At 47.5% G+C, this 20,303-nt stretch carries 27 protein-coding genes; all 27 read right to left on the bottom strand.

Annotation, left to right across the window (positions count from 1 at the left end):
• Window positions 1–15: 15 nt before the first annotated feature.
• Entirely contained in the window at window positions 16–1,164 is a 1,149-nt protein-coding gene (locus SEDOR53_RS0116475) for an NAD(P)/FAD-dependent oxidoreductase (protein WP_232214800.1), read from the bottom strand.
• A gap of 64 nt (window positions 1,165–1,228) precedes the next feature.
• Entirely contained in the window at window positions 1,229–2,050 is an 822-nt protein-coding gene (gene map, locus SEDOR53_RS0116480) for a type I methionyl aminopeptidase (protein WP_232214801.1), read from the bottom strand.
• A gap of 62 nt (window positions 2,051–2,112) precedes the next feature.
• Window positions 2,113–3,459 carry a preprotein translocase subunit SecY gene (gene secY, locus SEDOR53_RS0116490; RefSeq protein ID WP_026770699.1) on the bottom strand — a complete coding sequence of 449 codons (1,347 nt, stop codon included), beginning with the start codon at window positions 3,457–3,459 and terminating at the stop codon, window positions 2,113–2,115.
• Between the two features lie 76 nt (window positions 3,460–3,535).
• Entirely contained in the window at window positions 3,536–3,985 is a 450-nt protein-coding gene (gene rplO / locus SEDOR53_RS0116495) for a 50S ribosomal protein L15 (protein ID WP_026770700.1), read from the bottom strand.
• Between the two features lie 126 nt (window positions 3,986–4,111).
• The gene (rpmD, locus tag SEDOR53_RS0116500; RefSeq protein ID WP_026770701.1) at window positions 4,112–4,294 is read right to left on the bottom strand and encodes a 50S ribosomal protein L30; all 183 of its coding nucleotides are present in this window, start codon (window positions 4,292–4,294) and stop codon (window positions 4,112–4,114) included.
• Between the two features lie 17 nt (window positions 4,295–4,311).
• Window positions 4,312–4,833 carry a 30S ribosomal protein S5 gene (rpsE, locus tag SEDOR53_RS0116505; protein ID WP_026770702.1) on the bottom strand — a complete coding sequence of 174 codons (522 nt, stop codon included), beginning with the start codon at window positions 4,831–4,833 and terminating at the stop codon, window positions 4,312–4,314.
• A 29-nt stretch (window positions 4,834–4,862) separates the two neighbouring features.
• The gene (rplR, locus tag SEDOR53_RS0116510; protein ID WP_026770703.1) at window positions 4,863–5,213 is read right to left on the bottom strand and encodes a 50S ribosomal protein L18; all 351 of its coding nucleotides are present in this window, start codon (window positions 5,211–5,213) and stop codon (window positions 4,863–4,865) included.
• Between the two features lie 48 nt (window positions 5,214–5,261).
• Window positions 5,262–5,816, bottom strand: coding sequence for a 50S ribosomal protein L6 (rplF, locus tag SEDOR53_RS0116515; protein ID WP_026770704.1), 555 nt, complete (start codon window positions 5,814–5,816; stop codon window positions 5,262–5,264).
• A gap of 91 nt (window positions 5,817–5,907) precedes the next feature.
• Complete coding sequence (rpsH, locus tag SEDOR53_RS0116520) at window positions 5,908–6,306, bottom strand: 30S ribosomal protein S8 (RefSeq protein WP_026770705.1); 399 nt, start codon at window positions 6,304–6,306, stop codon at window positions 5,908–5,910.
• Window positions 6,307–6,352: 46 nt separating this feature from the next.
• Window positions 6,353–6,622: a 30S ribosomal protein S14 gene (gene rpsN / locus SEDOR53_RS0116525; RefSeq protein ID WP_026770706.1), complete on the bottom strand. Its 270-nt coding sequence runs from the start codon at window positions 6,620–6,622 to the stop codon at window positions 6,353–6,355.
• Window positions 6,623–6,693: 71 nt separating this feature from the next.
• Window positions 6,694–7,269: a 50S ribosomal protein L5 gene (rplE, locus tag SEDOR53_RS0116530; RefSeq protein ID WP_026770707.1), complete on the bottom strand. Its 576-nt coding sequence runs from the start codon at window positions 7,267–7,269 to the stop codon at window positions 6,694–6,696.
• On the bottom strand, window positions 7,269–7,607 hold the full coding sequence (gene rplX, locus SEDOR53_RS0116535; RefSeq protein ID WP_026770708.1) for a 50S ribosomal protein L24: 339 nt from the start codon (window positions 7,605–7,607) through the stop codon (window positions 7,269–7,271). The genes rplE and rplX overlap by 1 nt, the downstream gene beginning before the upstream one ends.
• Window positions 7,608–7,632: 25 nt before the next feature.
• Window positions 7,633–8,001: a 50S ribosomal protein L14 gene (gene rplN / locus SEDOR53_RS0116540; RefSeq protein WP_026770709.1), complete on the bottom strand. Its 369-nt coding sequence runs from the start codon at window positions 7,999–8,001 to the stop codon at window positions 7,633–7,635.
• 138 nt (window positions 8,002–8,139) lie between these two features.
• Complete coding sequence (gene rpsQ, locus SEDOR53_RS0116545) at window positions 8,140–8,400, bottom strand: 30S ribosomal protein S17 (protein ID WP_026770710.1); 261 nt, start codon at window positions 8,398–8,400, stop codon at window positions 8,140–8,142.
• 16 nt (window positions 8,401–8,416) lie between these two features.
• On the bottom strand, window positions 8,417–8,629 hold the full coding sequence (gene rpmC, locus SEDOR53_RS0116550; protein ID WP_026770711.1) for a 50S ribosomal protein L29: 213 nt from the start codon (window positions 8,627–8,629) through the stop codon (window positions 8,417–8,419).
• Window positions 8,630–8,644: 15 nt separating this feature from the next.
• Window positions 8,645–9,064 carry a 50S ribosomal protein L16 gene (gene rplP / locus SEDOR53_RS0116555; protein ID WP_026770712.1) on the bottom strand — a complete coding sequence of 140 codons (420 nt, stop codon included), beginning with the start codon at window positions 9,062–9,064 and terminating at the stop codon, window positions 8,645–8,647.
• A 79-nt stretch (window positions 9,065–9,143) separates the two neighbouring features.
• A complete protein-coding gene (rpsC, locus tag SEDOR53_RS0116560) occupies window positions 9,144–9,956 on the bottom strand; it encodes a 30S ribosomal protein S3 (RefSeq protein ID WP_026770713.1) in 813 nt (270 codons plus the stop codon).
• 13 nt (window positions 9,957–9,969) lie between these two features.
• The gene (gene rplV, locus SEDOR53_RS0116565) at window positions 9,970–10,314 is read right to left on the bottom strand and encodes a 50S ribosomal protein L22 (RefSeq protein ID WP_026770714.1); all 345 of its coding nucleotides are present in this window, start codon (window positions 10,312–10,314) and stop codon (window positions 9,970–9,972) included.
• 54 nt (window positions 10,315–10,368) lie between these two features.
• Entirely contained in the window at window positions 10,369–10,638 is a 270-nt protein-coding gene (gene rpsS / locus SEDOR53_RS0116570) for a 30S ribosomal protein S19 (RefSeq protein WP_026770715.1), read from the bottom strand.
• A 51-nt stretch (window positions 10,639–10,689) separates the two neighbouring features.
• The gene (gene rplB / locus SEDOR53_RS0116575; protein WP_026770716.1) at window positions 10,690–11,529 is read right to left on the bottom strand and encodes a 50S ribosomal protein L2; all 840 of its coding nucleotides are present in this window, start codon (window positions 11,527–11,529) and stop codon (window positions 10,690–10,692) included.
• Window positions 11,530–11,574: 45 nt separating this feature from the next.
• On the bottom strand, window positions 11,575–11,874 hold the full coding sequence (rplW, locus tag SEDOR53_RS0116580) for a 50S ribosomal protein L23 (RefSeq protein WP_026770717.1): 300 nt from the start codon (window positions 11,872–11,874) through the stop codon (window positions 11,575–11,577).
• Window positions 11,875–11,900: 26 nt separating this feature from the next.
• Window positions 11,901–12,539 (bottom strand): 50S ribosomal protein L4, encoded by a 639-nt coding sequence (gene rplD / locus SEDOR53_RS0116585; protein ID WP_026770718.1) that lies wholly within the window; start codon window positions 12,537–12,539, stop codon window positions 11,901–11,903.
• 22 nt (window positions 12,540–12,561) lie between these two features.
• Entirely contained in the window at window positions 12,562–13,179 is a 618-nt protein-coding gene (gene rplC, locus SEDOR53_RS0116590; protein ID WP_026770719.1) for a 50S ribosomal protein L3, read from the bottom strand.
• A gap of 225 nt (window positions 13,180–13,404) precedes the next feature.
• A complete protein-coding gene (gene rpsJ, locus SEDOR53_RS0116595; RefSeq protein ID WP_026770720.1) occupies window positions 13,405–13,710 on the bottom strand; it encodes a 30S ribosomal protein S10 in 306 nt (101 codons plus the stop codon).
• A gap of 157 nt (window positions 13,711–13,867) precedes the next feature.
• The gene (fusA, locus tag SEDOR53_RS0116605) at window positions 13,868–16,018 is read right to left on the bottom strand and encodes an elongation factor G (protein WP_026770721.1); all 2,151 of its coding nucleotides are present in this window, start codon (window positions 16,016–16,018) and stop codon (window positions 13,868–13,870) included.
• Window positions 16,019–16,543: 525 nt separating this feature from the next.
• Complete coding sequence (locus tag SEDOR53_RS18740; RefSeq protein ID WP_198018990.1) at window positions 16,544–17,113, bottom strand: FKBP-type peptidyl-prolyl cis-trans isomerase; 570 nt, start codon at window positions 17,111–17,113, stop codon at window positions 16,544–16,546.
• 278 nt (window positions 17,114–17,391) lie between these two features.
• The coding region (locus SEDOR53_RS0116615) for an S-layer family protein (RefSeq protein WP_198018992.1) at window positions 17,392–20,303 on the bottom strand (2,912 nt) is incomplete at its 5' end.

Consider the following 20,303-nt stretch of genomic DNA (forward strand, 5'->3'; position numbering starts at 1 on the left):
TTCCTGGCGGCATTTTTATTTTGCAATGGCTGTTGCCGCTATCCACCCGCTGGTCCAGGCATGCTGGAAATTAAAACCACCGGTAATACCATCTACATCCATCACTTCCCCGGCAAAGAAAAGTCCCGGCCGCAGGCGGCTCTGCATGGTATTGGCATCGATCTCGGCCAGGCGAACGCCCCCGCAGGTCACAAACTCTTCTTTGAATGTTGTTTTTCCCTGTACTTCGCATACTTGCGCAGTCAGGTTCTTCATCAACTGGTTTTGCTCTTTAGCAGGCAGGTCCGACCAGCGCATATCTGGCTGGATGCCACTTGCAGTAAGCAGGAAAAGCCATAAACGCCCGGGCAAACCAAACGGATTTTTATTACCTATCTTCTGCGCAGCATGTTCATTGCGTATGAAAGCCCATGCCTCCCGTAAGCTTTGCTCATGGTATGCTGGTACCCAATTGACCAATAAAGTAAACCTGTAGTTGCGTTCGGCCAATTCGCGGGCGCCCCAGGCCGACAAGCGCAGGATGGCCGGGCCGCTCATACCCCAATGCGTGATCAGCAACGGCCCCTCTTCTGCCAGCCGGGTACCGGTTATTTTTACGAGCGCCCTGTCAACACTCACACCCATCAACGCAGTAATGGGATTACCCGGCATGTTGAAAGTAAAAAGTGAAGGAACCGGTTCTTCAATATTATGTCCGAGTGCCCGCAACCATTGAAACATGGCAGATTTAGGATAACCGCCCGTTGCCACGCAAACAAAATCGGCCCGGAGCTGTTCGCGGTTCGTAGTAAGCAGGAAACCCTTCTCCAATGGATCAACCGTTGTTACTTCTGTATGCATGCGGATTTCCACTCCATAACGGTCCGCCTCGCGCAGCAGGCAGTCGATGATGGATTGCGATTGATCTGTTACCGGGAACATTCTTCCATCGGCTTCGGTCTTCAATGCCACACCCCGCTCGGCAAACCATTGAATAGTATCTTGTGTATAGAACCAGTGGAATGTTTTTTTGAGGAAGTTTTGTCCCCTCGGGTATTTCTTCACCAACCCCGGTATTTCAAAACAGGCATGCGTGGTATTGCATCGCCCGCCTCCGCTGACCTTTACTTTGGAAAGCAGTTTGTTGGTCTTTTCCAGCAGGGTTACTTTCAGCGCCGGGTTCATGCGGGCTGCATTCACCGCGCAGAAAAAGCCTGCGGCGCCTCCGCCTATGACTACTAAATGGGGTTTAATAATAGCTGGTATTCAGGTTGGGATTTGCTTTTTCAGCGGCTTCAATGATGCTATAATCAGATAAGATCAGGGCTTTATCTCTCTTCACACAAACATCGTGTTCAAAATGAACCGAAGGTTTGCCGTCTTGTGTTTTTACCGTCCATCCGTCATCTTCTGTATACACATCTTTGGTGCCCATATTGATCATGGGTTCAATAGCCAGCACGAGGTTTTCTTTCATCCGGGGGCCGTTGCCGCGCTTGCCGTAATTGGGCACTTGCGGGTCTTCGTGCAGGTCCCTGCCGAGGCCATGTCCCACCAATTCACGCACCACACCATATCCGTATTTTTTTTCGGTATGTTCCTGTATGGCATAAGCAATATCTCCTATACGGTTATTGGCAACAGCTTTTTCGATCCCTTTGTATAATGACTCCTTGGTTACGCGCACGAGTTGCAGCACTTCCGCACTCACTTCGCCCAGTATAAAAGTATAGGCGTGATCTCCATGCCAGCCGTTCAATATCACACCCATATCTACTGAAACAATATCGCCATCTTTCAAAGGCGTATTATTGGGGAAACCGTGTACCACTACATCGTTCACCGAAGTGCACACGGAATAAGGATACCCGCGGTAATTGTAAAAAGAGGCAATGGCTTTATGGTCTTTCACGAAAGTAGCGCAGATCTCATCGATCTGCAGGGTGGTCATACCCGGTTTCAGTACTTTGGCCACTTCCGTCAGCGTTTTGCTGACCAGCGTGGCTGATTCTTTCATCAAAGCGACTTCTGCTTCTGTTTTATGGATCATCATGTTGTTTCTTCTCGTCATTCAAAAAAAAGAACCTGCCAAATACGGCAGGTTCGCAAAGTTCGCTATTATTTTCTTAAATCTTAAATAGTAGTGGTAGAAACTGTCTGTCTGCCCTGCACGCGACCACCTTTCATAAGGCCGTCGTACTGGCGCATGAGCAAATGTGTTTCGATCTGCTGAAGGGTATCGAGGATCACACCTACCATGATGAGCAGTGAAGTACCTCCGAAGAAGGTGCTGAAGCTCTGTGTAACATGCAGCCTTTGTGCAAAGCCGGGCAGGATACCTACGAAAGCCAGGAAGATAGCGCCGGGCAGGGTGATCTTATCCATGATGGATCCGATATAATCTGCTGTAGGCTGTCCGGGTTTTACACCGGGGATGAATCCGTTGTTCCGCTTCAGGTCTTCTGCGATCTGCTTGGGGTTAAAGATCAAAGCAGTATACAGGAATGTGAATCCGATCACCATCACCGCATAAATAACCATGTACCATGCGTTGCTATGATCGTTGAATATTTTCACAATGCCTTGTGCCGAATCGATATTGGTGAATGAAACCAATGTAGGCAGGAACATGATGGCCTGTGCAAAGATGATGGGCATTACACCTGCGCTGTTCACTTTTACCGGCAGGAACTGGCGGGCGCCACCGAACTGGCGGTTACCGATGATCTGCTTGGCATAGTTTACAGGTATTTTGCGAACACCCTGTACGAGGATGATCAATCCCATGATGATGGTGATAAGGATCGCGATCTCAATGAGGAACACCAGCAATCCGCCACCGCCTCTTTCGCCTTTGGCGCTGAACTCCTGTATCACCGATTGGGGGAACCTCGAGAGGATACCCACCATGATGATGATGGAAGTACCGTTACCCAATCCTTTGTCCTGGATCTTCTCACCCAGCCACATCACGAACAGGGTACCTGCTGTGAGGGTTACTACGGTAGAGAACCAGAAGAAGGGTTTATAAGCGGGCAGGATGGCTTCTGCGTATCCGGGGCTGTTCAGGTAAGCCACATAAGCGCCGGCCTGGAACAGGGTTACGATCACAGTGAGGTAGCGGGTCCATTGGTTGATCTTTTTACGGCCGCTCTCTCCTTCTTTCTGAACTTTCTGCAGTTGCGGAACCAGGATGGTCATCAATTGCATGAAGATAGAAGCGGAGATATAAGGCATGATACCCAATGCCAATATGGAGGCCTGGGAGAAACCACCACCGGCGAACATATCGAAGATGCCCAGCAATCCGGTGCTTTTGGCCGCTTTTTGTGCAGCTTCGATCCCGTTCGGATCGAGGCCCGGCAATACGATGTGGTTGCCGAAACGGTAAGTGAGTACCAGTGCCAGGGTAACAACGATCTTGTTACGCAGGTCTTCAATGGCCCAGATATTCTTTAATGTCTGCAATAATTTTTTCACTTGAATCTGTTGAAAGCGTTAATACTTGAAAACCAAAAGACGCACCTTCCGATGCGCCTGGCAAATTACGGTAAAATTACTTTACAATTTCAAGGCTTCCGCCTGCAGCTTCGATAGCAGTTTTTGCTTTTTCGCTTGCAGCGTTTACTTTGAAACTGAGTTTTGCTTTCAGTTCACCATTGGCCAATACCTTCACTTTATCGGTACGGCCGATCAAGCCATTGATATAGAGATTTTCCAGTGAGATTTCTGTAAAACCGTATTTTTCTGCCAGTTGCTCGATCTGACCCAGGTTGAATACTTTGAATTCAATGCGGTTATTATTCTTGAATCCGCGTTTGGGGATACGGCGCTGGATAGGCATCTGACCACCTTCGTGTGCCATTTTGCTTTTATAACCTGCGCGGCTTTGTCCGCCTTTGTTACCTTTCGTTGAAGTACCGCCTTTACCGGATGCTTCACCACGTCCTAAACGTTTTTCCCTGTGTGTTGCGCCTTCTGCGGGCTTGAGCGTGTGTAATTTCATTTTGTGTTGATTTTGAACTTTACGGGGAATCACCCCTCGCAAATTTTAATTGCTCAATGAGCTTCCTTTTTCATCCCCATGTTGAAACATGGGGCTAAGAGGAATGAGCCATCGAGCAATTATTAATTATTTTACTTCTTCTACTTTTACCAGGTGGTTAACTTTGTTAACCATGCCCAGGATCTGCGGAGTTGCTTCCACTTCTTTTGAAGCGTTCAGCTTATTCAGGCCCAAAGCAACCAGTGTTTGTTTCTGGCGTTCCGGTCTGTCGATGCCGCTTTTTACCTGTGTGATCTTAATCTTTTTCATATCCCAAAGAGGTTGATTTATCCGTTAAATACTTTGCTCAGCTTTACTGTGCGTTGCTTGGCTACTGCTACCGGCTCCCTCAACAGGCCCAGTGCTTTGATAGTAGCTTTTACCACGTTGTGCGGGTTAGCAGAACCCAGGCTCTTGGCCAGTACGTCTGTGATACCTGCACTTTCCAGTACGGCACGCATGCTGCCTCCTGCGATCACACCCGCACCATGAGCGGCCGGCTTGATCAATACCTTGGCTGCACCTTCTTTCGCCCACTGGTCGTGAGGAATGGTTCCGTGCATCACGGGTACTTTTACCAGGTTCTTCTTGGCATCTTCAATACCTTTTGTGATGGCTTCCTGCACTTCTTTGGCTTTACCCAGACCTTGCCCAACGATTCCGTTTTCATTTCCTACCACCACCAGGGCTGAGAAGCTGAAAGTACGACCACCTTTGGTAGTTTTCACCACGCGGTTAATGGCAACTACTTTTTCTTTGAGTTCCATATCGCCACCGGCTTTCACCTTATTTACGTTTATTTTAGACATCTATCTAACGATTAATTGTTGTTAGCAAATTAGAATTGAAGACCTCCTTCCCTTGCACCGTCGGCAACGGATTTCACGCGGCCATGGTACAGGTTACCACCCCTGTCGAATACACAGGATGTCAGTCCCAGCGCTGTTGCCTTTTTAGCAATAGCTGCTCCAACCAGTTTGGCTTTTTCGCTCTTGGTACCTTTCTGTGCAGCGATCTCTTTATCTTTTGAAGAAGCTGCCGCCAGTGTTACACCAGTCACGTCGTCGATCATTTGAGCATAGATCTCAGCATTGCTCCTGAATACGGCCAGGCGCGGATTCTGTGCAGTACCTGACACCTTTTTACGGATGCGGTATCTGATCTTCTGCCTTTTGATTAATTTACTCATCTTGTTTTATTTGCAACCCCCGATTCGGCCGGCGGTCAGTTAACAGTTTTATTTACCTGCTGCTTTACCAGCTTTTCTTCTCAGTACCTCATCAGAGTACTTAACACCTTTTCCTTTGTAAGGCTCAGGCTTACGTAAGCTGCGCAGTTTGGCAGCTACCTGTCCCAACAATTGTTTATCGGTACCCTCGATCGTGATCTTGGGGTTCTGTCCTTTTTCAGTTACAGTAGTCACTTTCAGTTCTTTGGGAACTTCGAAAATGATATTGTGTGAGTAACCCAGGGCCAGGTCGAGCAGGTTACCGGTGTTGGCGGCTTTATAACCCACACCCACCAGTTCCAGTTCTTTCTTGAATCCTTCGGTTACACCTTTCACCAGGTTGGCGATCAATGCGCGGTACAGACCGTGCATAGCGCGGTGGCGGATCTGATCGGTAGGACGAGTGAAAGTTACCTGTCCGTCGTTCACTGTAACAGTGATATCGCGGTCGATACTTTCTTTCAGTTCTCCTTTAGGTCCTTTTACGGTAACCACATTATCGCTACCTACAGTAACCGTAACCCCTGCGGGCAATTTAACCGGTTGTTTTCCAATACGTGACATAGTCGTTTAGCTTTTTATTGTTGTTCTGAATATTCCGGTCCGTGTTCTGCTCCGACTAAAAGCATAATTGTCAGGCCGGACAATACCTTATTTAAGAAACGTAGCAAAGTACTTCGCCACCAACATTTTCAGCTTTCGCCTGTTTGTCGGTCAGTACACCCTTGGATGTGCTCAGGATAGCGATACCCAGTCCGTTGATCACACGTTTGATCTCGGTAGGTTTTGCATACTGGCGCAAACCGGGACGGCTTACCCTTTCCAGGGAGCGGATAGCAGGTTGCTTGGTAGCAGGATCGTATTTCAATGCGATCTTGATCAGGCCCTGTTTGTTATCGTCCTCGAATTTGTACTTCAGGATATAACCCTGTTCGTACAGGATCTCTGTCATACGCTTCTTGAGGTTGGATGCAGGGATCTCTACCAGCCTGTGGCCAGCCATCTGGGCGTTACGAATCCTCGTTAAGAAGTCTGCTATAGGATCAGTTACCATGTTTATTTGAATTAAGTCTGTTCACAATTTTATTACTACAACCAGATTACCAGCTTGCTTTTTTCACACCTGGAATCTTGCCATTCAGCGCCATATCGCGGAAGATCACCCTTGAAAGGCCAAAGTACCTCATGTAACCTTTGGGACGTCCGGTCAGTTGGCAACGGTTTTTCAAACGAACGGGTGATGCATTCTTAGGAAGCTTGTCCAGGGCTGCATAGTCACCTGCTGCTTTCAGGGCAGCACGCTTCTCAGCATACTGGGCCACCAATGCTTCACGCTTTCTTTGTCTGGCTTTTACTGATTCTTTTGCCATAGTTTTTGAAATTCTTGTGTTTATAAGCTAAAAACCAATTGTTTGAATATTAGTCTTCAGACTTTCAGTTTTTAATTATTGTCTTTTTTAGCTCCTTTGAAAGGCATACCCAGTTCTTTCAGCAACTCATATGCTTCTTCGTTGCTGTTAGCAGAGGTAACAAAAGTGATATCCAGTCCTGTGATCTTGTTCACCTTATCGATGTCGATCTCAGGGAAGATGATCTGCTCTGTTACGCCCAGGGTATAGTTACCGCGGCCATCGAAAGCCTTATCACTGATGCCTTTGAAGTCGCGTACACGCGGCAGGGCAACAGATACCAGCCTGTCGAGGAATTCGTACATTTTCTCGCCTCTCAGTGTAACGCGTGCGCCGATGGGCATGCCTTTACGCAGTTTGAAGTTTGAAATGTCTTTCTTAGACATGGTAGGAACTGCTTTCTGACCAGTGATCATGTTCAGTTCATCCACAGCTATATCAACCAGTTTCTTATCGGTCACTGCTCCGTTCACACCACGGTTGATACAAATTTTTTCCAGTTTAGGAGCCTGCATTACGGTTTTGTAAGCAAACTTCTTCATTAAAGCAGGTATCACTTCTTTGGTGTACTTGTCTGCTAATCTCGGAGTGTATTTTACAGTACTCATTACTTGATTACCTCCCCTGATTTTTTAGATATACGAACTAATTTACCATTCTCCCTGGTACGTTTTACTTTGGTAGCGGCTCCAGCTTTTGCATCCCATACCATCACATTACTGATGTTGATAGGGGCCTCTACTTTTACAATACCACCCTTTGTGTTCTGAGCAGAAGGCTTGGTATGTTTGGTTACGATATTCACGCCTTCCACTACTACACGGCCTTTGTCTACGATCACTTCCAACACCTTGCGGGGCTTTTTCAAGTCCTTGTCATCGCCGGTAATCACCACTACGGTATCACCTTTCTTGATGTTGAATTTGGGTTTAAATCTTGTACTCATTTTATTTAGACTTAATGCTTTTTAATTAAAGAACTTCCGGAGCCAATGAAATAATCTTCATATAACCTTTATCACGCAATTCTCTCGCTACTGGTCCGAATATACGCGTACCACGGGGCTCATCTGAATTGTTCAACAATACCACCGCATTGTCGTCGAAACGGATATAAGATCCGTCTTTGCGACGCAGTTTGTTTTTGGTACGTACGATTACCGCTTTGGAAACAGTACCTTTTTTGATACCGCCTGCGGGAATGGCATCTTTTACAGTCACCACAATCTTATCGCCTACTTTGGCATAATCCTGTCCGCTGTTACCCAGCACCTTGATACAAAGTACTTCTTTGGCACCACTGTTATCAGCTACGTTGAGTCTGCTTTCTTGCTGAATCATTGTTTTTCTTTTTCTTTTTCTTTCCTCTTTGCCCCGGACTTAAGTCCGGGGCAAAGAGGAAAGAAATTTTTGAATGTTGTTTGTCAGAGGCTGGGACCGGAAGCTTTTTGCTTGCAGGCGGCAGCTTGAGGGCCAATATTACTTGGCTTTTTCAACCACTTCTACCAGTCTCCAGCGCTTTGTTTTGCTCAGGGGACGAGTTTCCATGATCTTTACGGTGTCACCGATTCCGCACTCGCTTTTTTCGTCGTGTGCATGGAATTTGGTGGTTTTCTTTACGAACTTACCATAGATGGGGTGCTTTACTTTTCTTTCCACCGCTACAGTAATGGTCTTATCCATTTTGTCGCTGGTTACTACCCCGATCCTTGTTTTACGTAAATTTCTTACTTCAGCCATTGTTTTAAATTTATGGTTAGATACCCATTTCTTTTTTCTTCAGTTCCGTTTTCAGGCGGGCGATATCCCTGCGCAGACCGCGGATGTTCATCGGATTTTCCAGGGGAGAGATCGCGTGGGCGAACTCCAATTTTTTCAGCCTCAGCTGGTCTTCCTGGATCCTGGCTTTCAGATCTGTTGCGTTCAGATCTTTCAGGCTCTTGTTGAATTCTTGTGTTTTCTTTGCCATCTTTTATTCAATTTATTATGCCTGGAAATCCCTTCTAACAACGAATTTGGTTTTGATGGGCAGCTTCTGTGCAGCCAGTTCCATCGCTTCTTTAGCCGTCTCAGGCGTTACACCATCGCATTCGAAGATGATACGTCCCGGTTCCACTACAGCAGCCCAGAATTCAGGGTTACCTTTACCTTTACCCATCCTTACCTCCAGCGGCTTGCGGGTAATGATCTTATCAGGAAATACGCGGATCCACACATTACCCTCACGCTTCATGGCGCGGGTCATGGCCTGACGGGCTGATTCGATCTGGCGGTTGGTGAGCCAGATGGGTTCCAGCGCCTTCAGTGCAAAAGAACCGAATGAAATGGAAGTGCCACGCTTGGCTACTTCGCGTATGCGTCCTTTCTGCTGTTTCCTATGTTTGCTTCTTTTAGGCTGTAACATTTGTTATAATTTGAAAATTTCTCAATTGCTCAATGGCGCCATTTTTACTGAGCCATCGCGCCATTTGCACATTGCGCTATTAGTTTCTGCGATCTCTTCCTCCGCCACGGTTATCTCTTCTGTCTCCACCACCGCCTCTGCGGTCATCTCTCCTGTCTCCTCCTCTCCTGTCATCACGCCTGTCGTGTCCGTGGTGGCCGCCATCCCTTCTCTCGCTCATATCATTCTTACCGCCTACGAAGTTGGGGTTCAGTTCACGCTGTCCGAGTACTTCACCTTTACAGATCCATACTTTGATACCGATCTTACCATATACGGTTTGTGCAAACACGTTGGCATAGTCGATATCCATACGGAATGTGTGCAGGGGAACACGTCCTTGTTTGAACTCTTCGGTACGTGCGATCTCAGCACCGCCCAGACGTCCGGCTACCTTCACTTTGATCCCTTCTGCACCCATGCGGAGTGTAGAGGCGATGGCCATTTTGATGGCACGTTTGAAGTTGATCCGGTTTTCGATCTGCTTGGCGATGGTATCACCAACGATGTTGGCGTCCAGCTCGGGGCGGCGGATCTCCAGGATGTTGATCTGCACATCATCCTTACCTGTCAGCTTTTTCAACTCTTCTTTGATACGGTCTACCTCATTACCACCTTTACCGATGATGATACCGGGCTTGGAGGTATGGATGGTAACGATCAGCTTACCCAGGGTACGCTCGATGACAATTTTGGCAATACCGCCCTTGTTGATACGGGCGTTGAGGTAAGTACGGATCTTATGATCCTCGATCAACTTAGATGCGTAGTCTTTCTTGCTACCATACCAGTTGCTCTCCCATCCGCGGATGATACCTAACCTGTTACCAATTGGATTTGCTTTCTGACCCATATAATGGTTTCAATTAATTTTTAGAATCTACGATTAATGTTACATGATTGCTGCGCTTACGAACACGGTAGCCACGGCCCTGAGGTGCCGGACGCATGCGTTTCAAAACACGGCCGCCATCTACGAAAACGGTTTTTACTACCAGTCCGCTGTCTGCCGCACTGGCACCATTGTTCTTCTGCTCCCAGTTGCTGATGGCGCTCTTCAGCAGTTTCGCCAACGGCACTGCATTGTGCTGCGGGTGATGCTCCAGGATAGCCAATGCCTTCTCCACTTCCATTCCACGGATCACATCGGCCAGCAAGCGCATCTTGCGCGGTCCTGTTGGATAATTGTTCAGTTTAGCTACTGCTTCCATTTTATTCTTTAGTTTGGAGTCAGGGGTTTCACTTTCGCTACACCCTTAACTGTTTTATTTTTTAGTTCCTGCGTGTCCTTTGAAGTTACGGGTAGGGGCGAATTCACCTAATTTGTGTCCCACCATAAATTCTGTTACATACACCGGGATGAACTTGTTTCCATTGTGCACAGCGAATGTGTGTCCAACGAAATCAGGTGAAATGGTGCTGCGACGGCTCCAGGTTTTGATTACACCTTTCTTGGCTTTGCCATCATTCATAGCTACCACTTTGCCTTCCAGGCTGGCGGCTATATAAGGACCTTTTTTAATCGAACGACCCATAATTGTTTTTGTTTACTGGTCTATTAGTTTATTGATTGATCAGCTTCGTAATTACTTAGCTAATTTTTTCCCGTCTCTGCGCTGGATGATCAGCTTATCGCTGCCTTTTCCTTTGGTGCGCGTTTTCTCTCCTTTTGCATACTTACCTGTTCTGCTGCGCGGGTGACCTCCGGAAGCCCTTCCTTCACCACCACCCATCGGGTGATCTACAGGGTTCATGGCCACACCACGTACACGCGGACGAACACCTTTCCAACGGTTCTTACCCGCTTTACCGGCAGTTTCCAGGTTATGGTCGCTGTTAGAAACCACCCCTACGGTAGCATAACAGTTGATCAATACTTTTCTCAACTCACCGGAAGGCATTTTCAATACAGCGTATTTTTCTTCCTTGTTCGCCAGCTGTGCTGAAGAGCCTGCGCTCCTTACCAGCTTACCACCCTGACCCGGCTGCAACTCAATGTTGTGGATCATGGTACCCAGCGGCATGTTTTTCATCAGCAGTGCGTTACCGATCTCGGGAGCTGCTTCGTCGCCGGAGATCACGGTAGCACCTACCTGCAAGCCCTGGGGAGCGATGATGTACCTTTTCTCGCCATCTGCATATTGCAACAAAGCGATGAAAGCAGTACGGTTCGGATCGTATTCAATGGTTGCTACGGTAGCAGCAACATCTTTTTTATCCCTTTTGAAATCAACGATACGGTAGTGATGTTTGTGTCCACCACCTTTGTAACGCATAGAACGACGGCCTTGCACATTGCGACCGGCAGTGCTTTTCTGAGGCTCCAACAGGCTCTTTTCGGGCTTGTCGGTAGTGAGTTCAGCATAGGCATTACCAATTCTCCAGCGTGTTCCGGCGGTCATTGGTTTGTACTTCTTCAGTGCCATTTTTCTTCTTTTTTAATGCGGATTTTTCAGCTCCGCTGCTATAATTTAAATGTTTGCGTACAGGTCTATTGTCTCTCCTTCTGCTACAGTTACCAGCGCTTTCTTATAAGCCTGTTTCATTCCCTGGATAAAACCTGCTTTTGTATAGCGGGTTTTGTTTTTGCCAGGTACTACTGCAGTGTTCACATCTATCACCGTTACACCATAAAACGATTCGATCGCTTTTTTGATCTCCAGTTTGTTGGCCTTGCGATTTACTTTGAAAGCATACCTTCTCAGTTTTTCCTGCTGGGCATTGGCTTTCTCGGTCAGGATCGGCTTGATTAAAATTTCATTCTGTTTCATATATCTTAAGTTGAAACGTTCTTAAATTAAGCTACGGTCTCGGCTTCGTTCTCAGCAAAGATCTTGGCAGTGTTTTCTGTAAGTACCAGTACATCTGCATTCATGATCTCGTAAGTGTTGATGTCTGACAACAGGGTGCTGTCGAGATTGGGCACGTTACGGGTGCTGAGATACAGGTTGTCGTTGTACTCGGGCAATATCACCAGTGTTTTCTTATCGGCTACCTTCAGGTTCTTCATCACTTCTACCACTTGCTTGGTCCTGGGCGCTTCGAGCTGGATATCTTCCACGATCACAATCGCATTTTCTTTTGCCTTATGGCTCAGTGCAGAGATCTTGGCCAGGTCTTTCACCTTACGGTTCAGTTTGAAATCGTAAGCATGAGGCTTGGGTCCGAAGATGGTACCACCACCCTTGTACAAAGGGTTGCGGATATTACCCTTACGGGAGCCGCCGGTACCTTTTTGCTTGTGCAGCTTGCGGCTGGCACCCTGCACTTCGGCACGGGTTTTCACTTTGTGTGTACCCTGACGGCCTGCAGCCAGGTATTGTTTTACAGCCAGGTAGATCACATGATCGTTTGGCTCGATACCGAAAATCTCAGCCGGTAATTCTACCGTTCTGCCGGTTTTCTGTCCTTTTATATTTAATACATCTACTTGCATGATCATTCTTGTTAAAGTGTGATTACTTCTGGATTAAAACGATGGAACCGTTATGGCCAGGAACCGATCCGCTGATCAGGATATAATTCTTTTCAGGGAAGATCTTTACCACTTTCAGGCCTTTCATTTTCACCCTGTCGCCACCCATGCGGCCGGCCATCCTCATTCCCTTGAATACGCGAGAAGGATAAGATGAACCACCGATAGATCCGGGAGCGCGCTGGCGGTCGTGCTGACCGTGAGATCCTTCACCCACACCAGAGAATCCATGGCGCTTAACCACACCCTGGAAACCTTTACCCTTGGTGGTGCCCACTACTTCAACCGTTTCGCCTTCGGCAAAAATGTCTACGGTGATGGCTTCACCCAATACTTTTTCTATGGAATAATTGCGGAATTCTTTTACGAATTTCTTAGGAGCGGTCTGAGCTTTAGAGAAGTGGTTGATCTCAGCCTGGTTGGAATGTTTCTCCTTTTTGTCGCCAAATGCCAGCTGTAATGCTGTATAGCCGTCAGACTCAGCGGTCTTGACTTGTGTTACGGTACATGGACCAGCTTCGATGATGGTGCAGGCTGTCTGCTTTCCATCAGCGGCAAAGATGCTGGTCATCCCGATCTTTTTACCAATAATACCTTTCATCGTTTTGCGGTTTATGCCCCGCAAGGTTATGAGGACATCCCACCGATGAAGCGGGATTCAATCCTTGTTTCTGCCGACCTTTTCCCTTGTTTTCCCGAACCTGGTTCGGGAAGAGGAAGTACCGGAAGCAAACAAACCTCGAAGGGCCTGTTTATATGTAATTTATTTTGATCAGAGCTGCTTTCTCCCGTTATGCAGGATTGGCAGGTGATTATGTTCAAGAACTTATGCTTTAATCTCTACCTCAACACCAGAAGGCAGGTCCAGTTTGCTCAGCGCATCTACCGTCCTGGAAGAGGAAGTGTAGATATCCAGTAAACGCTTGTGCGTAGCCAGTTGGAACTGCTCACGGCTCTTCTTGTTTACGTGGGGTGAACGGAGAACAGTGAAAATCCTTTTGTGTGTGGGCAAAGGAATTGGACCTGTTACTACGGCACCTGTGCTGCGTACTGTTTTTACGATCTTCTCGGCAGATTTATCTACCAGGTTGTGATCGTAAGACTGCAATTTGATTCTGATTCGTTGAGACATAGTCGAAACCCAATTTTCGTATTGGGGTTGCAAAGGTATGGAGTTGGTACTGAATGGGCAAGAAATTTCAAAAGAATTTTTCGTTTCTGCCCCATTTTATACAAAAGCCCCGTTCGATCCGAACGGGGCTTGCTTATTTTCCGGGCCTGTTGGCCGATTAATCTTCAATTTTCACTTTACCCTTGCTCTTCGCGATCACTTCTTCAGCGATGTTGTTCGGAGCAGGTGAATAGTGGCTGAACTCCATGGTAGAGGTAGCGCGGCCGGATGACAGTGAGCGGAGCTGGGTTACATAACCGAACATTTCGCTCAGGGGCACTTTGGCCTTGATCACCTGCAGGTTGGCACGGCTGTCCATACCTTCCAGCATACCGCGGCGGCGGTTCAGGTCACCTGTTACGTCTCCCATGTACTGATCGGGCGTCAACACTTCTACTTTCATGATGGGCTCGAGCAGTGTGGGCTTGGCTTTACGGCCTGCTTCACGGAAACCTGCACGGGCGCACAATTCGAAGCTCATGGCATCAGAGTCCACATCGTGGTAGCTTCCGTCGAATACCCTCACTTTCATGTTGTTTACAGGGTAGCCTGCCAGTACACCGGTGCTCATGGCTGTTTCAAAGCCTTTGGTGATGGCCGGAACGAATTCTTTGGGGATAGATCCACCGAAGAGGTCGTTTACGAACTGGAAATGCTTGCCTTCGTTCTCCTTCATCCACTCTTCATCGGCTGGTCCGATTGAGAACTGGATATCGGCGAACTTACCACGTCCGCCCGACTGCTTCTTCAGCACTTCACGGTGTTCGATCGTGTTTCCGAATGCTTCTTTATAAGCTACCTGGGGTGCACCCTGGTTCACTTCTACTTTGAATTCGCGGCGCATACGGTCGATGATGATCTCCAGGTGCAGCTCTCCCATTCCACGGAGGATGGTCTGACCGGTATCTTCATCGGTATTCACACGCAGGGTGGGATCTTCTTCCACCAGTTTGGCAATGGCCATACCCATTTTGTCTACGTCGGCCTGGGTTTTAGGTTCTACCGCGATGGCAATTACCGGCTCGGGGATGAACATGTTTTCCAGGGTGATGGGATGGTCTTCATCGCAAAGGGTATCTCCGGTTTTGATCTCTTTGAAACCTACTGCCGCAGCGATATCTCCCGCCTCGATGAAATCGATGGGGTTCTGCTTGTTGGCAAACATTTTCATGATGCGGCTGATACGCTCTTTCTTTCCGCTGCGCACGTTCAACACATAAGAACCTGCATCGAGGTGTCCGCTGTAACAACGGAAGAAGGCCAGACGTCCTACAAAAGGATCGGTCATGATCTTGAAAGCCAGGGCCGCGAAGGGCTCTTTCGGATCGGCTTTACGGGTGATATGCTCACCTGTATCGGGGTCTGTACCTACGGTATCTTCGATATCTACAGGTGAAGGCAGGTAGCGGCAAACGGCATCCAGTGCTGTTTGTACGCCTTTATTTTTGAAAGAAGAACCGCACATCATGGGAACAATGCTCAGGTCGATCGTTGCTTTACGGATCGCTTCGTGCATTTCCTCTTCTGTGATACTGTTGGGGTCTTCGAAAAATTTCTCCATCAGTCCTTCATCGTATTCTGCTACCGCTTCTACGAGGTTCTGCCTCCATTCATTGGCTTCTTCGATCATATCTGCCGGAACAGGGATCTCATCGAAGGTCATGCCTTCTGTTTCCATGTGCCAGATGATACCTTTCATTTTGATCAGGTCCACCACGCCTTTGAAATCGTCTTCAGCGCCAATGGGCAATTGTAAAGGCACGGCTTTGGCGCCCAGCATTTCCTTCACCTGTTTTACCACGTTCAGGAAGTCGGCACCGGAACGGTCCATTTTGTTAACGAAGCCAATACGGGGAACTTTGTAACGGTTGGCCTGGCGCCATACGGTTTCTGACTGGGGCTCAACGCCATCCACAGCAGAGAACAGGGCGATCAGACCGTCCAGTACGCGCATGGAACGCTCTACCTCTACGGTAAAGTCCACGTGGCCCGGAGTATCGATGATATTGAAATAATATTTTTTGGTTTCTGGAGTGGCTTTACCCAGTACGGTGGGGAAGTTCCACTGGCAGCTTACGGCCGCAGAAGTAATGGTGATACCTCTTTCTTTTTCCTGCTCCATCCAGTCAGTGGTAGCGGCGCCGTCGTGCACCTCACCGATCTTGTGGATCATACCGGTGTAGCGCAGGATACGCTCTGTGGTGGTGGTTTTACCGGCATCGATGTGCGCGGCAATACCGAAGTTGCGTTGAAATTTCAAGTCAGCCATAAAGTGTTTAGTTATTTTTTCGAGCGGCAAAGGTAATCATTCCGGCGATTGTACAATGAGGAGGCACCATTAAATTATGGAGTAGATATTAAAAATATTAATTGATTGATTAATAATGTGTAAAATATAATAACAAACCTTCCCGCTGAACTGTTTTTTGAGAAGTTGGTCAGCACGGACGCCACCAGGCAATTATCTGACCGAAAAAAATAGTATATGGACGCCGTCCGGCAGTTAACGGACCGAAAAAAATAGTGTATTGATGCCGTCAAATAGTTACCGGGCCGGAAAAAATAGTTATTTGGCCCGGGGAAATAGTGTACGAATGCCGTCAGATAATGACCTGAGGGAAATAAAAAGTACATAAACGCCGCCCGCTCACTACCGGGACGAAAACATGAATGTTGGAACCCCTTCCGATCATTACCATGCGGAAAAAAATAGTGCAGGGGCGCCGTCCAATAATTACGGGACGAAGAAAATAGTGTGCCGGCCCGGATGGTTAGTGTATAAACCCTGTCGAAATCACTTTTTCTTCACCGCCAACAGTTCTACCTCTAAAACCAAAGCGCTGTTAGGAGGGATAAGGGTAGTCCCTCTATCGCCATATGCCAGGGCGGCAGGAACGAACAATTGCCATTTAGCGCCTTCCGACATCATTTGCAATGCATCGTTCAGGCCGGGGAAAAAGCTGGAAGCGGTTGCCACTAATGGTTTATTCGTGTGATATGTATCTTCCACCACTGTTCCATCCAGCAGTTTGGCATTCAAATGCATCAAAATAGTATCTGTGTCTGATGGGTGCTGCCCCTTCCCTGCCTGCAATATCACATAACTGACCCCGTTTGGTAATTTACCAACTCCCGGCCTGTCACGCAGGATGGCAAACAATTGTTGTTCCTGTTTAACAGATCTTTCTTTTTGCAATATTCTTTGATAGGCCGCAACCGCCGGACCGATCGTAGAATCCGGGACTGCCCGGGGATGATTTTGAAACATATCGTTCATTCCTCTCGAAAAAAGAGCTGAGTTATTAATCAGGAAGCCGTTGCTATTGATCCACTGGGCAACAAACGCTCCCAATGTATATTGCATAGTGTCCGATGCGGTAGTCAATTTTGCGGGGGCAAGGGAATTAGTTGCCTTCGTTGTTTGTTTCTGAGCAAGTCCAGTTGAGAGCAAAAAAACTCCTGCAATGAATGTTATTGTCTTTCTTTTCAAGCCATTTCTTTTACACCTCAAATGTACTTTTTATTGTGAATTGTGTGCCGGCGTAATAAGTAATGGAAATACCCCCTCTTTGATAACATCAGAATCAATGGATTAGAGCAATTGGATTTTGTGCTCAAATGAACAAAATGCCAGTTAAAGATTTAATAAAGCGAATACGCCTCACTTCCACTCGTTACGTTCGTAAACCTAATAGTCACAACTCTTGTCATTTTTGTAGCAGTTGCATTTATTCCTACAAGTGTTCCTCCTGCACCCGGGACAATTGTGGCTGCAAAACTACTGGTAGGAACAATCGTAAAAGTAACTGCATCTCCTACTTGAGGCGAAGGCAATGCGGCAACTAGCGAAGCAGCGGTAGGAAAAGTAAGGGTAGAAGTATTATTAATTACGTATAGTCCTGCATCCAGTACCTGGGAAGCAGTAAGTGTGGCACTGGCACCCACAGTTGGCGTTACAGGCAGATTTTTGGTGATTCTCGCATTACCAAACCGGATTCCATTCCCATTTGTTGTGCTTGCAGCGCCTATGGTAATGATATTCGTTCCGGAACCCGTTGGAGCTGTTGTTCCGATATTGATGGTTTTTCCGCCTGCTACACTGGTTGCACCTGTTCCAATATCGATTTGATCTACCACTGCAGACGCTCCTCCACCCATGGTAATGGTTCTGGCTGCAGCAGGTGCGACATTACCAATATCAATGGTCGTAACACGAACATTATCTCCAATGTTTAGTGTACCTGCCCCCGCTGTACCCGTACCCGACAGAATGTTAACGGTACTGTTTGCTGCCGATGCTCCAGCTCCAATATTAATGGTCTGCGCAACAGTATTGGCGCCATTACCAATTGAAACGGTATTGCCACCTGTGCCATTGGCGATATTCACGGTAGCAGCTCCTGCTCCGGCCCCAACATTCACGTTTTGCGCAGCAGAAGACGATCCCAGTGTGATATCTCCTGTACCTGCGGAGGCGCCAATTACAATGGTTCCTGTGGTTTGCGGGGTCAACGTGATGGCACCTGTTCCATTACCACCCTTTACGGTAGTTGTATTCGCAAAGTTGGCATTCGATCCAACACTAACAGTAATCACACCAGCAGTATTTGTTCCGGAACCTATGTTGATGGTATTGCCAGCAGCATTGGCACCAGCGCCGATATTGATGGTTTGTGCAACTGTATTCGCTCCATTGGCAAGAGATACTGTGTTGCCGCCTGTCCCATTGGCAATATTTACGGTGGAAGCTCCTGCACCTGCACCCACATTTACAGTTTGTGCAGCAGAAGACGACCCTACTGTAATAGCGCCGGTGCCGGCAGCTGCGCCGATTACAATAGCGCCTGTAGTTTGTGGCGTTAATGCAATAGCACCTGTTCCATTGCCACCTTGTATAGTAGTTGTATTGGCAAAATTGGCGTTGGAACCAATCGTAACAGCGATCACTCCCGCTGTATTTGTGCCCGAACCAATATTGATCGTATTATTAGCAGCATTCGCGCCAGCGCCGATATTAATGGCTTGCGCAACCGTGTTTGCTCCATTGCCTACTGCGATAACATTACCCCCTGTGCCGTTGGCGATATTTACGGTGGAAGCTCCTGCGCCTGTTCCCAAATTCAAAGTTTGCGCAGCAGAAGACGAGCCTAGTGTAATCGAACCTGTTTGTGCGGTGCCTCCTATAATAATGGTACCTGTGGTGGTAGATGCGCCAATATTATAGGTAGAGGCAGCAGCTCCATCTAATGAATAATTACCTGTGCCTACTCTTTCTTTCAATGAGGCGGCTCCTGTAACGGTTCCAATAGTAACTACATTATCGATAGCTCCCGATCCGATATTGATCGTTTTGATGCCAGTACCTCCCGATCCAATATCGATCTGCATTGCCCCGGTGCCGCCAATGGCAACATTACCCGTAGAGGTTCCTGTATTGATATTTGTGGGGAAGTTTGAGCTGGCGTTCAGGTTCACCGCTACACCTGTTGAATTAAGGCCTCCTGTAAATGTATGCAGACCGGTCCAGGTAGGCACTATGCTTTGTGATAATACCGGTGCGGCATCGCTTCTCATCAAAGTACTCGCTGTGCCGTTGACAGCTGTGAGTCCGATTTGTGCTGTTGGATTAGCTGTTGTGGGGAGATTGGAAGTTCTGGCATAGGGAGATAACATAGTTGCCGTATCACTGATCTTTAACCGGTTAGATAACATCGTTGCTGTATCTGTCTTACGCAATAGGTTCGACAACATCGATGCCGTGTCATAATATTTTACTACTGCCTGGCTATGGGCATAAGGACTCAGCATATTCGTCGTATCGGTCTTGCGCAGCAGGTTCGATACCATTGACGCTGTATCGGAATACTTCACAAACTGACCGCTTTTCGCATAACCACTCAGCATATTCGATGTATCGCTGATCTTTAATCGGTTCGACAACATCGTAGCTGTATCTGTCTTACGCAGCAGATTCGACAACATCGATGCAGTATCATAATATTTCACTACGGCCTGGCTATGTGCATAAGGGCTCAGCATATTCGTCGTATCGGTCTTGCGCAGCAGATTCGATACCATTGACGCTGTATCGGAATACTTCACAAACTGACCGCTTTTCGCATAACCACTCAGCATATTCGATGTATCGCTGATCTTTAATCGGTTCGACAACATCGTAGCTGTATCTGTCTTACGCAGCAGATTCGACAACATCGTAGCCGTATCATAATATTTTACCACGGCCTGGCTGTGCGCATAAGGGCTCAACATGTTAGACGTATCGGTCTTGCGCAACAGGTTTGATACCATTGTGGCCGTATCGGAGTATTTCACAAACTGGCCACTCTTCGCGTAGCCACTCAGCATATTCGATGTATCACTGATCTTTAACCGGTTAGATAGCATCGATGCAGTATCATAATATTTCACTACGGCCTGACTATGTGCATAAGGACTCAGCATATTCGTCGTATCGGTCTTGCGCAACAGGTTCGATACCATTGTGGCTGTATCGGAGTATTTCACAAACTGACCGCTCTTCGCGTAGCCACTCA

Source organism: Asinibacterium sp. OR53 (assembly GCF_000515315.1).
GTDB lineage: Bacteria > Bacteroidota > Bacteroidia > Chitinophagales > Chitinophagaceae > Sediminibacterium.

Excerpts from the sequence above, each read along its gene's own strand:
- SEDOR53_RS0116475 (WP_232214800.1), bottom strand. The coding sequence starts at position 1,164 with ATGAACCCGGCGCTGAAAGTAACCCTGCTGGAAAAGACCAACAAACTG.
- map (WP_232214801.1), bottom strand. The coding sequence starts at position 2,050 with ATGACGAGAAGAAACAACATGATGATCCATAAAACAGAAGCAGAAGTC.
- rplO (WP_026770700.1), bottom strand. The coding sequence starts at position 3,985 with ATGAAATTACACACGCTCAAGCCCGCAGAAGGCGCAACACACAGGGAA.
- rpmD (WP_026770701.1), bottom strand. The coding sequence starts at position 4,294 with ATGAAAAAGATTAAGATCACACAGGTAAAAAGCGGCATCGACAGACCG.
- rpsE (WP_026770702.1), bottom strand. The coding sequence starts at position 4,833 with ATGTCTAAAATAAACGTAAATAAGGTGAAAGCCGGTGGCGATATGGAA.
- rplR (WP_026770703.1), bottom strand. The coding sequence starts at position 5,213 with ATGAGTAAATTAATCAAAAGGCAGAAGATCAGATACCGCATCCGTAAA.
- rplF (WP_026770704.1), bottom strand. The coding sequence starts at position 5,816 with ATGTCACGTATTGGAAAACAACCGGTTAAATTGCCCGCAGGGGTTACG.
- rpsH (WP_026770705.1), bottom strand. The coding sequence starts at position 6,306 with ATGGTAACTGATCCTATAGCAGACTTCTTAACGAGGATTCGTAACGCC.
- rpsN (WP_026770706.1), bottom strand. The coding sequence starts at position 6,622 with ATGGCAAAAGAATCAGTAAAAGCCAGACAAAGAAAGCGTGAAGCATTG.
- rplE (WP_026770707.1), bottom strand. The coding sequence starts at position 7,269 with ATGAGTACTGTAAAATACACTCCGAGATTAGCAGACAAGTACACCAAA.
- rplX (WP_026770708.1), bottom strand. The coding sequence starts at position 7,607 with ATGAGTACAAGATTTAAACCCAAATTCAACATCAAGAAAGGTGATACC.
- rplN (WP_026770709.1), bottom strand. The coding sequence starts at position 8,001 with ATGATTCAGCAAGAAAGCAGACTCAACGTAGCTGATAACAGTGGTGCC.
- rpsQ (WP_026770710.1), bottom strand. The coding sequence starts at position 8,400 with ATGGCTGAAGTAAGAAATTTACGTAAAACAAGGATCGGGGTAGTAACC.
- rpmC (WP_026770711.1), bottom strand. The coding sequence starts at position 8,629 with ATGGCAAAGAAAACACAAGAATTCAACAAGAGCCTGAAAGATCTGAAC.
- rplP (WP_026770712.1), bottom strand. The coding sequence starts at position 9,064 with ATGTTACAGCCTAAAAGAAGCAAACATAGGAAACAGCAGAAAGGACGC.
- rpsC (WP_026770713.1), bottom strand. The coding sequence starts at position 9,956 with ATGGGTCAGAAAGCAAATCCAATTGGTAACAGGTTAGGTATCATCCGC.
- rplV (WP_026770714.1), bottom strand. The coding sequence starts at position 10,314 with ATGGAAGCAGTAGCTAAACTGAACAATTATCCAACAGGACCGCGCAAG.
- rpsS (WP_026770715.1), bottom strand. The coding sequence starts at position 10,638 with ATGGGTCGTTCGATTAAAAAAGGTCCTTATATAGCCGCCAGCCTGGAA.
- rplB (WP_026770716.1), bottom strand. The coding sequence starts at position 11,529 with ATGGCACTGAAGAAGTACAAACCAATGACCGCCGGAACACGCTGGAGA.
- rplW (WP_026770717.1), bottom strand. The coding sequence starts at position 11,874 with ATGAAACAGAATGAAATTTTAATCAAGCCGATCCTGACCGAGAAAGCC.
- rplD (WP_026770718.1), bottom strand. The coding sequence starts at position 12,539 with ATGCAAGTAGATGTATTAAATATAAAAGGACAGAAAACCGGCAGAACG.
- rplC (WP_026770719.1), bottom strand. The coding sequence starts at position 13,179 with ATGAAAGGTATTATTGGTAAAAAGATCGGGATGACCAGCATCTTTGCC.
- rpsJ (WP_026770720.1), bottom strand. The coding sequence starts at position 13,710 with ATGTCTCAACGAATCAGAATCAAATTGCAGTCTTACGATCACAACCTG.
- fusA (WP_026770721.1), bottom strand. The coding sequence starts at position 16,018 with ATGGCTGACTTGAAATTTCAACGCAACTTCGGTATTGCCGCGCACATC.
- SEDOR53_RS18740 (WP_198018990.1), bottom strand. The coding sequence starts at position 17,113 with ATGCAATATACATTGGGAGCGTTTGTTGCCCAGTGGATCAATAGCAAC.